10 protein-coding genes are annotated in these 13,348 nt (G+C 57.6%); 4 read left to right on the forward strand and 6 right to left on the reverse strand.

All coding sequences use genetic code 11. From position 1 onward, the window contains the following. Positions 1 to 19: 19 nt before the first annotated feature. From JI59_RS19130 to JI59_RS19155, 6 genes are all read right to left on the reverse strand, one after another. On the reverse strand, positions 20 to 2,473 hold the full coding sequence (locus JI59_RS19130) for a TonB-dependent receptor (protein ID WP_007014067.1): 2,454 nt from the start codon (positions 2,471 to 2,473) through the stop codon (positions 20 to 22). Positions 2,474 to 3,252: 779 nt separating this feature from the next. Then, complete coding sequence (locus tag JI59_RS19135) at positions 3,253 to 3,846, reverse strand: cytochrome b (RefSeq protein ID WP_007014066.1); 594 nt, start codon at positions 3,844 to 3,846, stop codon at positions 3,253 to 3,255. Between the two features lie 69 nt (positions 3,847 to 3,915). Beyond that, positions 3,916 to 4,656, reverse strand: coding sequence for an FCD domain-containing protein (locus JI59_RS19140; protein ID WP_138921440.1), 741 nt, complete (start codon positions 4,654 to 4,656; stop codon positions 3,916 to 3,918). Positions 4,657 to 4,722: 66 nt separating this feature from the next. Continuing rightward, positions 4,723 to 5,598 (reverse strand): fumarylacetoacetate hydrolase family protein, encoded by an 876-nt coding sequence (locus tag JI59_RS19145; RefSeq protein ID WP_007014064.1) that lies wholly within the window; start codon positions 5,596 to 5,598, stop codon positions 4,723 to 4,725. A 41-nt stretch (positions 5,599 to 5,639) separates the two neighbouring features. Then, positions 5,640 to 6,227 carry an amino acid synthesis family protein gene (locus JI59_RS19150; protein ID WP_007014063.1) on the reverse strand — a complete coding sequence of 196 codons (588 nt, stop codon included), beginning with the start codon at positions 6,225 to 6,227 and terminating at the stop codon, positions 5,640 to 5,642. After that, entirely contained in the window at positions 6,224 to 6,763 is a 540-nt protein-coding gene (locus JI59_RS19155) for a VOC family protein (protein WP_039857632.1), read from the reverse strand. The genes JI59_RS19150 and JI59_RS19155 overlap by 4 nt, the downstream gene beginning before the upstream one ends. Positions 6,764 to 6,970: 207 nt before the next feature. Between JI59_RS19155 and JI59_RS19160 the strand changes: the two genes are divergently transcribed. From JI59_RS19160 to JI59_RS19175, 4 genes are all read left to right on the forward strand, one after another. Beyond that, positions 6,971 to 9,160 (forward strand): TonB-dependent receptor, encoded by a 2,190-nt coding sequence (locus tag JI59_RS19160; RefSeq protein WP_041565024.1) that lies wholly within the window; start codon positions 6,971 to 6,973, stop codon positions 9,158 to 9,160. A 115-nt stretch (positions 9,161 to 9,275) separates the two neighbouring features. Then, positions 9,276 to 11,021, forward strand: coding sequence for a CocE/NonD family hydrolase (locus JI59_RS19165; RefSeq protein ID WP_007014060.1), 1,746 nt, complete (start codon positions 9,276 to 9,278; stop codon positions 11,019 to 11,021). Positions 11,022 to 11,047: 26 nt separating this feature from the next. Beyond that, positions 11,048 to 11,890 (forward strand): NAD(P)-dependent oxidoreductase, encoded by an 843-nt coding sequence (locus JI59_RS25770; RefSeq protein WP_007014059.1) that lies wholly within the window; start codon positions 11,048 to 11,050, stop codon positions 11,888 to 11,890. A gap of 1 nt (position 11,891) precedes the next feature. Further along, positions 11,892 to 13,331: an FAD-binding oxidoreductase gene (locus JI59_RS19175; protein ID WP_007014058.1), complete on the forward strand. Its 1,440-nt coding sequence runs from the start codon at positions 11,892 to 11,894 to the stop codon at positions 13,329 to 13,331. Positions 13,332 to 13,348 lie beyond the last annotated feature (17 nt).

Below are 13,348 nucleotides of genomic sequence, written 5' to 3' on the forward strand. Positions count from 1 at the left end.
TCTATTCAAACACCTCCGATTAAAAGCTGACCGTCGCTCGCAACCCGTATGTTCGTGGGGGCATGTATGAGGTGGACAATATTTTATTCGAACTGTTGAGCCTGATGGAGTTCGAGACATATGTATTTTCGATATTATTCAAGAAGGCAGTCAGTGACCAATTGCCTTCAGATGACTTATAGGTAATTGAGGCGTTGGACATCCAGTAAGACTTCTGCATTTCAGCCGCAATAAATTCCGTACCGACAAGACTTGAGGTCTGGTAATGAGTGGACAAATTCGCTACCAAGTCAGCTCCGTTCATCAGCGCAATTGTCTGTTCAATTCCGAAGTTCATCGACCATTTCGGGGCGCGAAGGGGGGCTCCTCCCGAGCAATCAATCAAGTAAGTGACGCTGTTCGATGCCAGCGAACTAGCGCAACCGTTCACAGGAGGGCTGCCGGAGTTCGGCGCGTTATATGTGAATTCGTTGAACTTTGCGTCCAGATATTGCACGTCCGCGCTTAGAAGTGTGTTTTTGAACGGCAGGAAGCGGGTTTCGACTTCAAAGCCCTTGTTAGTCGAACGACCAACGTTCTCCGTAATAAAGACGGACCCACCCGTAGAGTCAGTGCTTATATGACTTACCTGCTGGTCACGATATTTCCAATAGAATAATTCTACATTGAGTTGCAGGCGATTGTCAAAAAACCTGTTCTTCGATCCAATAGTCAAGGCACCGATTTTCTCAGGTTTAAAGGTGGGATCATCTGCTGTGAAAAAGAAGCCGCCAGATCGGAATCCTGTTTCATAGCTTGCATAGAGGAGCGAGCGTGGCCCAATATCCCATTCGGCCCCGACTCTCCAGGTTACGGCGCTCTCTGAACTCTTCCCATTAACACTGTTAAGTTTAGGCAATAGTACCGTACTTGTTCCCGGTATCGGTGTTGGTGCATATGGCTGGGAAATTCCAAGATCACTCAAATTTTCAAAAATGGGGACGGCTACGCCATTTGCGCAAGGAGCGGTTCCGGGTTCCGTGCAGATTGCCACGAGTACCAGTCCATCGCCATCCATGTATCTTTTGTCGTTTGTGTAGCGAAGGCCACCAGTCAGGCGAAAGCTATCGCTCAGCTCGTAGGTGAGCCTTCCGAAGGCCGCATACGACTTTACGCCGGTTTTCAGATCCTGATAGGGCGAAACGTTCCTGAAATTGAAGATATATCGAGCGTCGATATCCTCCTTGAGGTAATACAGTCCGGCCAAGTATTTAAGCGGACCGTCGCTGTCGCTGGCAAGCCGCAACTCCAGGCTGGTTTGCTTTGAAAGCTCATTGATTCGAGTGGGGTTGCCGCCGTCCGTTTCGCGAATGTTCAGCTTGGACCGCCGGTAAGCAGGTAAAACTGTGAGGGTTCCAATCGGCGTGCGCCAGTCGACCTGAGCATTCACGCCCCAAAAAGTATTATCGAGAGTGTTGTAGTCAGGTTCGGCAGGATTGAAGACGCGGGTGGGCAACAAAAAGCGAGTCCCCAAGATCGCTTGAGTTTCGCGCGAACGGATGCCGGTATTTGGAGCCAGATTGGTTGGATCGTAAGAATAACCAGTGACGACGCCATTCGAAGTAACCGGGTTTATTACTGTACTGATAGTGCTTCCCTGACCATTTCCACCCTGATGGTAATAGTCAGTTGATAAGCGAATTTTCAGATCTTCAGTCGGCTCAGTAAGGAATTGAAGACGGGCAGCCCGGCTCACTTCATCGCCGGTGCCGTCACGGTAATAGCCTGAGCGATTTATCCAGTTAGAGGACAGTCTCAGGGCTGAGTTGTTCCCTATGGGTACGTTGATGTGCCCGTCGACGTGCACGAGATCATAGTTGCCCACTTCTCCCGTCAGCGAGCCGCTCAGCTCACCGAGTTTTGGAAGATTTGAAAGAACGTTGACTGCGCCGCCCGTTGCATTGCGACCGTAGAGTGTTCCCTGCGGCCCTTTGAGGACTTCGACGCGCTGAACATCGTAGAAATAGCCGTTAAGTGCCGATGGCCGACTAATGTATATGCCGTCATAGTTGAAAGCGACGGCCGGGTCCGTGTAGCCATTCGTTACCGTCGCACCTACGCCGCGGATGAAAAAGTTGGAATAACTACCCCCGGTTCTGGTCTGGAGAGAGGGGACAACTGCTTGTAGTTGATTAGGCTGGGAAATGCCCTGGCGCGCCAAATCACCCCCAGTGACCACTGAAATGGCAATTGCGGCACGCTGGAGGTTTTCCTCTCGCCGCTGTGCCGTCACGATGATTTCCTGCAAGGACGATGCGCTGGCACCTGTCTCATCCGCGGATTCACCGGAGGTAACATCTGGCGCGGTCTGCGTTTCAGCAACGTTGCTGCCCGTGACCGTGTCGTCGCTGCTTGCCCATGCCGGAGTTGCCAGCGCGACAGCAATCGGCCCAATCAACGACACACTGCTAAGAAAGGTAAACTTGCGTTTCATATCATCCACCCCATTTGTTTTTTAAGTATAAGTAGTAAAACTAAAATATATAACTTCACTGCATTCTTAAATGAAACTCTATTTGAGCGAAGGCGCAGATAGAGGTTATGAAAATGTGTATCTGCAATCAACTAACAATCAATTATTGTCACCCAACACTTCGGTATCGGAAAGTCGTGTCGACAGTGCGCGGTGCCAGAATATAGTTGGGAAGCGCGCGAGCTAGGCCTCGGCGCAAAACGCTCTCAGCCGGCAAATCCGGAGTGGACCTTCGTCGCTTCTCTGGATTGGACACTATTATCGGATAAAAATTATGTCAATGATCAATTAGTCTTTTAATCTATATCAGAGCGTTCATCGTACGATTCGTATTTCGTCAATTTTTAGGTGAGAGAGGTGGTCTGGAGAATCTGCACAGGGGATAAGTGGATTGTGCAGACCATCCCGGCCACCTCTCATACCCGTTAAGTGCGCACAATGTGGTGGGGTGAGAGGGGGGAATGGAGCGGGATCTGGCGGTGGGCGGTGGTTGTCACTCGCTTGTGAACTTGGCTCCGCTGGATCAGGACAGGACTGACGCGGCTCCGCTTCAAGCCATAAGGATTTGAACTTGGCCAGCAGTAGAGCGGTTGAGAGTACGCACATTGATGCGGCGGATCATGGCCAATTCGAGAATCGCTAGCCGATCCCGGGGCAGCCGCAGAAGGCAATAGGCCTTGAGGGAAAGTGTGGCAGGCTCTTGTTATGCGGGCTACCGGGAACTGATGGCTCGGCGTCAGCTAGTCGGCCCGCTTTTTCAGCATCATTCGGGCCAGGATGTCGTCACCATCCAGTAGCTGATGTTTCACAACGCCTGCTATATGGAGAATAAGGGTAATCAGGATTGTGAACGCGCCGATCAGGTGAACAAAGACAAACCTGCCGTGAACGATCTTCTGTGAGACAGGCTCCATTGCCTGCAGCGGTTCAAAATAGGGCACGTGGATGATGCCCCAGAACATCAGGCGCCACGCTGGATTGGGTGGGTTGGCTGACAGAATGAGATAGCCCGTGATCGGCAGCGCTAGCATGAGAATGTAGAAGAGAGCATGTACGGCACGCGCCAGACCGCGTTCCCAGGTCTTGTAAGAGTATGGCGTCGGTGGAGCTGAATGGCTGAGGCGCCAGCCGATGCGCGCGACGGTGAGCAGCAAAACGGTCAACCCGATCCACGCGTGTACCGGCATCAGGATGGGTCGCATTGCAAGCGGGACAATTCTGATCATCACAAAGCCGAGTGCGAGATTGCCGACAATAAATGCCGCAATCCACCAATGCAGGATCACTGCCGTGCGGCTGTATCGATCTATCGGGTTCTTTGACGGGCTGGTCACATTGTCACTTTCAATGCTGCGGTCGCTTGGAGGCCCGTTCCTTCGTAAGCCGAAGTGTCACGGCGCCCGTCAGCGCATCCCATTTTCTATCAGCCATTTGCGAGCGTTTTCTGCTGTACCGCGAATGTGGTTTTCGATGATCTCGCAAGCCTTCTCCGTATCCCGTTCGAGCACAGCTTCTAGAAGCTTGCGATGTTCGTCGATGCGGCCGGGGGCAGGGCTCTTGCGTACTGACAGCGTCCGATAGCGCTGTGCCTGATCGAACAGCAGACTGCGGAATCGCAGCAACCAGTTCGATGGGCACGCGGCGATCAGCGCTTCGTGAAAGCGGCTGTGACGCTCAACCCAAATCCGCCGGTTGGTCGGCGAAGTGACTGCCGCCTCCACTTTGACCATCATGTGATAGGCGGCAACGATATCCGCCTCCCATTGATCATCGCCATGTTCGATCGACTGGGCGAGCGCCTTCCTTTCGATATCCAGCCGGACCTCGGTGATGTCGTCGAGGTCAGAGAGGGAAATCTGCGCGACGCAGAAACCCCGGTTCGCTTCCGCCGAAACCAGCCCCTCGAACACCATGTGGGTCAGCGCTTCACGCAGGCTGCCGACGCTGGCATTATAGCACGACCTGAGTTCATCCAGCTTGAGCCGCTGACCGGGGGCGAGCACACAACTGATCACATCGTCACGCAGACGTGCGCGCAAGTCGGTCGGTTCGGTATCGACCGTTTCGCTGGCGCCTTGGTCCATATCGGACGGGTCGGCCTTTTTGGGACGACCTCGCCCGACAGTCTTTTTCTGTGTCGGCATGCGGTGTGCTCGGTTCCTTGTATCGGCTCTAATGCGCCGGAAGGCGGACCAGCGTTGGGGCGAAAGTCAAACCTCGTCAATAATATCGTTTACCAGCAAACCGATCTTGCTGATCTCCACCTCAGCACGATCTCCAGGCTTCATGAAGATCGGCGGTTCGCGGGTAAAGCCGACACCCCCCATCGTGCCGCTGGCGATAATGTCGCCGGGCTTCAACGGAATCCATTCGGTGATGTATGTGATCAGCGCGGCTACACTGAAGATCATGTCGCTGGTATTGGCCTTTTGCAGCACTTTGCCGTTCAGGCGGAATTCGATGTCCAGAACCTGAGGGTCGGGGATTTCGTCGGCGGTGACCAGCCACGGCCCGATGGAACCCGAATGGTAGAAATTCTTGCCCGGCGTTAACTGCCGTGAGTGGAACTGATAGTCGCGCACGCTTCCTTCGTTCATCGCGCTGTAGCCGAAAACATATTGCAACGCGTCTTCCGGCTTGACGTAGCGAGGTGTCGGCTTGCCGATGACGACTGCCATTTCCGCTTCGAAATCAAGGTGTGTGGAAACCTTCGGACGCTCAATGTCCTGATTATGTCCGGTAACGGAATCGGGCATCCGCGCAAACATCACGGGATATTTGGGCACTTCACGTCCGCCGGGCAGTGCCTTGTCAGCCTCAGCGATATGGTCGTGATAGTTGAGCGCAACGCACAGGATTTTTTCCGGGTTGGGAATGACCGGCAGCTGCTTTACGCTGTCATAGGAATAGTCCCCCGTTTCGGTCTCCAGTAGTGCTTTGCAGCGTTCCTGCCAGCCCTCTTCGGTGATGAAGCTCTTGAGATCAGGAGATGTCTCGCCGAAGCGCGCGCCCAGATCAACGATCTGGCCATCTCGAACCAGCCCGTAGCTGGCGCGGCCGTCTACTTCATAACTGACGAATTTCATGGATATTGCCCTATTTGATTATGGTTGAATGTTGCTGCTGATCAGAATTTCGGCCCCTGGCCGTCCGCGGCTTCGGCAAAGCTGAGTCCGCCGATCCTTGCATGGGGCCGTCCGCCGTTGCTCATCGCCACGGCGAAGACGAGTTCATCGGGTTTGGGAGCGTCCGAAATGGTGATGTCGACGCCGTCGAAATGGCTGCGGACCCAGGGACTGTGCACCGAGGCTAGCGGGATATGCAGATGCGCACCGATGGTGCCGATGATCTGCCCGCTGGTGACAAAACCGCGCGCATCCAGCAATTGTCGCATGCCATGGCCGCCCGGCGCATGCCAGACGGCGGCGTGTTCGATCTCGCCGTTTACGCCGACGATGGCGCCCTTGCCGAAAGCCTGTACGTCCGCGGCCTGGAAGCCCAGTGCGTCGAGCAGCCTTTCAGCCAGCTCGAGACCGAGCGGCCGCAGCGATTCCATCCATTCGATGAGGTCCTCGACATAGCGTCCGGCATAGGGGTTGTTGACGACCGCCGCGGCCGCTCCCTTTCGAAGGGGGGCGGCAAGAACGGGACCGCCGTCGTGACGAACGTCCTCGATCATCACCACCGTCTTGCGGCATTGGAGCAGCGCGCTCACTTGCGCACCTCCGCAAGCCGGGCCGCCATTTTTGCTGCCCATTGCGCTTGAGGTTCCACGCCCTCGCACTCTTTGAGCCGTTGTTCGGTTCGCGCCACGATTTCCTCATCGCTCCATGACAGGTCGAGCGGGTCACCGAAGGGCTGCGCTACGTGCCAGCCGGTGTCGGTGTAGATCTCGATCATGTTGCCGTCCGGGTCGTTGAAATACACTGACCAGCTGTTGCCGTGATTGAGCGGACGAATGCCTCGGGCGCCGGCGGATTCGGCGCGGGCCGCAACGGCGCGCAACTCCGAGAGCGAGGCCATTTTGAACGAAACCTGGAACAACGCACCGCCGGGTGGATCGCCCTCCTCGCGCACCACCAGAACGAACTGATGATGGTGTTCCGGGTTGCCAGTCATGAAGATGATTCGGCGCTTGAAGTGGTTTCCGATGCCCGTGTCGGACACGACCAGGTGCAGCACGCCGCGATAAAATTGCTCCATCTCGACTGGTCTGTCGGTGAAAATTCCGATGTGAGTGAGGTTTGACATATGGGCTCCTTATTGCGCGGTGATATATAAAAGAGAGGTCTATGTCTAGATCAATAGTGTAACAAAAAATCATTCGACAAAAAGAGAATCAATCGATAAACAATTCGTCGACGGCACGCCAATGGGGTTTTGCGGGGCCTTGAATGGGACAGGAGAGGGGGCAGTATGCACCTGAATAAACGAAATATTTTTCTCATTTCTGCAGCGATGGTTTTGACTTTGGAATGTTCGCCCGCGGCGATGGCCCAGGCGGGTACGGAGTCTCAGTCCACGGTCGATTCCGGTCAGATTGCGGATATCGTCGTTACGGCGCAGCGCCGAGAAGAGAATGTGCAGAAGTCGTCGCTGTCGATCGAGGTCCTCTCGAAGGAAGACCTCGCCAAGTCAGGCGTCACCAGCGCACGCGACCTAGGCCAGCTGGTTCCCGGCCTCTCCGTTGCGCAGGGCGGATCTTATGCGCAGACCTTCATCCGCGGCGTGGGCGACGCGACCACCAATGACTTCAGCTCGAGCGGCGTAGTCTATTCCGAAAATGGCGTGGTGATTAACCGCAATATCGCACTATCGCCCAACTTCTACGACCTCGAGCGGATCGAAGTCCTGAAGGGCCCCCAGGGTACGCTCTACGGCCGCAACTCGACTGGCGGGGCGATCAATCTGATCACCCGTCGGCCAGGCTATGAAACCGGCGGCTATGTCACAGTCGAGGCGGGCAACTACAATTCGCTCAAGGTGAACGGAGCGCTGAACGTGCCGGTCAGCGATATCTTCATGCTGCGGGGTGCATTCCAGATCGCCAAGCATGACGGCTATCTCAGCGATGGTCGCAACGATCAGGATCAGCGCGCTGGTCGCCTGACCGCAATGCTCGAGCCTTCGTCAGACTTCTCGCTGCTGGTTGTTGCCGACGTGCAGCACGAAGGCGGCAAGGGGCCGGGCGGCGCGCTGTTGCCTCTTCCCGCTGGCGCATCTGCATGGACCGGGCCGTCTGATACCCTGTCCACCAGCCGCCTGCCATCTATCGCTATACTGCCCAATGCGAACACCGCTTTCATCAACGGCAATTACGCCAGCGTTTCGGCCGAAGCTAATCTCAACGTCGGTTTTGCCAAGGCGACGCTGGTTGCCGGGCATCGCTACGTCGATCAGCATTCCAGTACGGCCCAGCCTGGATTCACGACCAACTATGCCGGTAAGTCAAAGCAGGACTCCGTAGAGTTTCGTCTTAGTAACCAGAGCAACGTCCTGCGATGGGTCGCCGGCCTCTATTATTTCCACGAAAATATTGACTCGGTGCTCAACCCCACGATCAGCAACGTGATCCCGTTCCTCAATGCCAGCTTCGACATCCCCTCGCTTCCCACGACCAGCCTGGGTGCCTTCGCCGATGCGACTTTCAGCGTCTCCAGTTCGTTCCGACTTTTGGGTGGCATCCGCTACACGCATGACAAGAAATCGATCCTCGGGATGCTCAACGACTTTTCCATCGCCCATCTGCCATCGGTCGCAATTTCTGGCAGCGCAAACTATTCACGCGTGACCTGGAAGGCCGGTGCGGAATTCGACGTGGGGCCGCAGAACATGCTCTACGCAACGGTGAGCACGGGCTACAAGGCCGGCGGTTTCTCGGCCGTTGCGCCGCCAAACAACCAGTTCCGACCCGAAAGCCTGACCTCGTACGTATTCGGTTCGAAGAACCGCTTCCTCGGCAACCGGCTGCAGATCAACGCCGAGGCGTTTTACTGGAAGTACAACGACTACCAGACCAGCGTGCTTCAACCCCAGCCCAACGGCATTGTCAGCCAGCCGATCATCAACGCCGGTTCGGCTAAGATCTATGGGCTTGACCTCGACGTGACGGCGAAGATCACCAAGCTCGACACGATCCGCTTCGTCGGTGAATATCTGCATACGCAGTTTGGCGAGTTCTCTTACGTACGCTCGGCCACCGGCCTGGTGCCCGGCGTGACCACTGGCTGCACGTTTTCGGGGCCGGCCTTCACCCAGTTCGGCAATCAGGTGCAGACGCTTGATTGCTCGGGCTTCCCGCTGCAGCGTTCACCGAAGTTTTCCGGCACGGTATCCTACGATCACGTGTTTCCGTTGGCGAACGGCGGCGACGTCGACTTCCGCGCGTTCACCACGTTCGCGGGATCGCGTTGGCTAGGAGGCGAATATGTCGGCGCCGAACTGGCGAGGCCCTTTGCGACGGTCGACGTCGACCTGACCTATACTTCGCCTGACAACGGGTTCACGCTTTCGGCCTATGGCCGCAACGTGGGCAACAAGCCGGTCTATTCGAATGCGACGATACAGCCTTTGTCGGGCGGCTCGGCGTTGTTCACCGCGATCAACGCGCCGGCTACATACGGCGTTCGCGCCAGCATCAAATTCTGATGCGCGGCGGGCGCTCCCACAAGGCCGAAATGGCCGCGCGGGAGCGCCTGCTTTCTTGTAGGCTTGAACTGGCGCGAAGACGCGCTTCGGGCAAAGGGCTGGAAAAGACGAAACTATGGTCACTCAGATTAACACGCTGATCACTCCGTACCGACAGGCCAAGCCCGCGTCGCATCCGCCCGCGCGCTATCCGGGGTTCAACCCTGCGATAAAGCGGCTCTCGACCGGCAGTGTCGTGCGTGACGGTGCGCTGCCATTGGCGTGCGATCTGGTGATGGAACAGGATGTTGCTGTCCGCCTGCGTGATGGCACGACCATCTATGTCGATATCTTCCGCCCCGCCGACGCGGCAGGGCCGCTGCCCGCGCTCGTCAGTTGGGGGCCTTATGGCAAGCAGGGCGGTGTCATCACATTTGACGACCTGCCGCACCGTGGGGGCGTCCCGGTCGAAAGCGTCTCCGGGCTGGAAATGTTCGAAGGACCGGATCCCGCGTTCTGGTGTGCCAATGGCTATGCCGTGGTGAATGCCGATGCGCGCGGCGCGTTCAGCAGCGAGGGGGATATTCGCGCCTGGGGTCGGCAGGAAGGGCGCGATGGGCATGATCTGGTTGAATGGATCGCTGCCCAGCCATGGAGCAATGGCAAGGTCGGCCTGACCGGCACATCCTGGCTGGCGATCGTGCAGTGGTTCATCGCGGCGGAACGGCCGCCGCATCTGGCCGCGATCGCGCCGTGCGAAGGCTGGACCGACCTTTATCGCTGCGATGTGGTTCGCGGCGGCGTGCCTGATGCCGGATTTGCGGATCACATGTTTTCGATGTTCGCCGGTGGCGGGCGCGTCGAGGACGTACCGGCGATGGCTCGGGCCAATCCGCTGATGGGCACCTGCTGGGAAGATAAGATTCCAGCGCTTGGCAATATCGAAGTACCGGCCTTCGTGCTGGCGAGTTGGACCAACCTTATACACGCGATGGGCACGCTGAACGGCTGGCGGGGCATTGCCTCGCCCGATAAGTGGCTACGCATTCACAACACCCATGAATGGACGGAATATTACACCAGCGCGCCCGATCTCCTGCGGTTTTTCGACCATTACCTCAAAGGCGAGGACAATGGCTGGGAAGCCACGCCGCGTGTCCGTATGGCGATTCTCGATCCCGGAGGTGCCGATATTGTCGACCGGCCCGAGAAGGATTTTCCTTTGGCGCGCACAGACTACAGGCCGCTCTATCTCGATGCCGCATCCGCCACTCTAGGTGACATACCTGCCTCGGCGTCGGCCACCGTGCGCTATGACCCATGCGACGAGGCTAGCCGGGCGATCTTCGAGCACCGCTTCGACCGCGACACGGAAATCGCGGGCTATATCAAGCTGCACCTGTGGGTCGAGGCGGTCGATGCCGACGATCTGGATATCTATTGCGAAGTCCGCAAATTGGGCGCTGGCGGAAAGCATCTTGCCTCGCGCACATTCCTGCCGCCGGGTGTTGATCGGCAGGATTTGCCTGAAAACCCGGAAGAACTTCCCGGCATGATCGTGTTTGCCGGTGCCAAGGGCATCCAGCGTGTATCGCTGCGCGCCACCGATCCGGCACGGTCGGGGCCAGCCGAGCCGTTCCATATGTTTGATCGGGTCGAAAAGCTCGCGCCAGGTGAAGTCGTGCCGGTGGATATCCAGATCTGGCCGCTGGGGATGCGCTGGCGCGCGGGTGAGCGCCTGCAACTGGTGATCGGCGGCAAGAAGCTGTCGGGCGTGGAATTTCCGGGGCTTGCGCCGGCGGATACGATCAACCTCGGAACCCATGTGATTCATACCGGGGGATCACACGACTCCCATCTGCTCTTGCCGGTAACAAATTGAAAAAGAAAAGTTCGGAGAGTGTTTCGATGAAGATTGCAGTCATTGGCGCGACAGGGACGGTTGGCGCGGAAGTGACCCGGTTCCTGCTCGAAAAAGGGCATGAGATCACGGCCGTTGCGCGCAATCCGGGCAGCGTGCCCAGCCATCCGCGCCTGACGGCGCGCGCCACCGACATTTTCGATTTCCCGCAGCTGGAAGCGGCGCTGGCAGGGCATGAGGCGCTGGTTGTCGCCTATGCGCCAAAGGACAATGCCTATATCGGCTACAAGCTGTTGGTCGAGGCGGCGTGGCGGATCAAGCGCGCGTTCAAGGCGACGATACCGGACGCCTATTTCCTCAATGTCGGCGGCGCATCGAGCTTGTGGACGCCAAATGGTTTCCAGATGTTCGAAGAGCCGGAATGGCAGAACTGGTTTTTCAATTCAGGACCGCCGGAACACTGGCGTCGGTTGCATGAACTCAGTGGTTTCGAAGCGTTTCTCGAAATGGCCGAACAGCGCGAGCGCATCCTGGCCGATCCGACGCAGGATCCTTACGCGAACTTCACCGGACCGGTTATCGAGGAATGGTACAGCCGCATCGGCGAGATCTTCGGCAAAGGCGAAGGCGGCCGGGCGCAATATGAATTTTTCGAATGCGATCGCAGCTTCCGCTGGAGCTTCGTGTCGCCGCCCTGGCTTCTGGGCCAGTCCGAGGTGACGGGACGGTATCGCACCACGATTGACAAGCTGCCTATCGAGAACGGCCGTCCGGCAGGCATATCGGTGACCGATCTGGCGTTGGCGATTGCCGATACGGTCGATGCGCAGGGTCGGGTTCACCAGCATTGGAGTGCTGCGCGGATTCCGCCTGAGGGCACAGAAATCTGACATGCCCGATATCAATGAACTGCGTGACGTGGTGCGTGGCCGGGTTCTGACCGACCCCGATGACATGGCGCCGTTCCTGACCGACTGGCGCAGGATTTGGACAGGGAGGGCATTGGCGGTGGTCCAGCCCGACGATGCCGAAGTAGTGGCGGCTGTCGTGCGTTGGTGTGGCGATCACGGCGTGGCGATAGTGCCGCAGGGTGGCAACACCGGCCTGTCGGGTGGTGCTACCCCGCTCGCTGTCGGCGCGTGCATCGTTCTGTCGCTGGCGCGGATGAAGGCCATTCGCACCGTCGATGCCGTCAACAATACGATCACCGTGGAGGCGGGTTGCATCCTGGCGGATGTGCAAGCCGCTGCGCAAGACGTGAACCGGCTGTTCCCATTGTCGCTCGCGGCCGAAGGGTCTTGCACAATCGGCGGCAATCTCGCCACCAACGCGGGTGGAACCGGGGTTTTACGCTATGGGAACATGCGGGACCTGTGTCTTGGGCTGGAAGTCGTCACCGCGGATGGGGCGGTCTGGGATGGCCTGCGCGCGCTGCGCAAGGATAACACCGGCTATGACCTGCGCGATTTGTTCATTGGTTCGGAAGGCACGCTGGGCGTTATCACCGCTGCTGTACTGAAGCTGTTTCCGCCCAGTGTTGGGCGCTGCGTGGCGGTCGCTGCGCTTGAATGTCCGGCGAATGCGCTCGATCTGCTCCATCTGGCACAGACGCATTTGAGTGGTGGCCTCACCGGCTTTGAGCTGTTCTCGGACTTCTGTCTTGAGCTTGTGCTGCATCATCGCGAAGGAGCGCGGCGCCCGGTCGAAGAATCGGCACCTTGGTATGTGCTGATCGAAGCAAGCTCAGCGACCGATGCCGATCTGGCGAATGAAGCGATGCAAAGCCTGTTGGAAGCCGGATTTGAGCAGGGCCTTGTCATCGACGCAGCGCTCTCCTCCAGCGAGGCACAGGCCGAAGCGTTGTGGGCCCTGCGCGAAGATATCTCGGAAGCTCAAGGCGAAGCGGGTAAGACTATCAAGCACGATGTGGCACTCCCGCTATCGCAACTGGCTGACTTCATAATCGAGTCCGAGGCGGCGCTGGACGCACGCTTCCCCGAAGTGCGGACCGGTGTGTTCGGACACGTCGGTGATGGCAATCTGCACTTCAACGTGCTCCCCCGAGATGGCACGCCCGACACGATAGTCGAAAGCCTGACCGGCCCGGTCAACAAGCTGGTTCACGATATTGTCGTGGCGCGTGGCGGGTCCATTTCGGCCGAGCATGGCCTGGGCGTTTTGCGCCGCGATGAATCCGCCCGTTACAAATCGGAAGTGGAGATGGCGATGATGCGCTGCATAAAGCACGCGCTTGATCCGCGCGGCATCATGAATCCGGACAAGCTGTTGGCTCACGATGTGGGGTCGCTCGTCGGTCAAGGCGGCAAGTGATCACAAAGGAGTTAGAC

The organism is Novosphingobium pentaromativorans US6-1 (assembly GCF_000767465.1).
GTDB lineage: Bacteria > Pseudomonadota > Alphaproteobacteria > Sphingomonadales > Sphingomonadaceae > Novosphingobium > Novosphingobium pentaromativorans.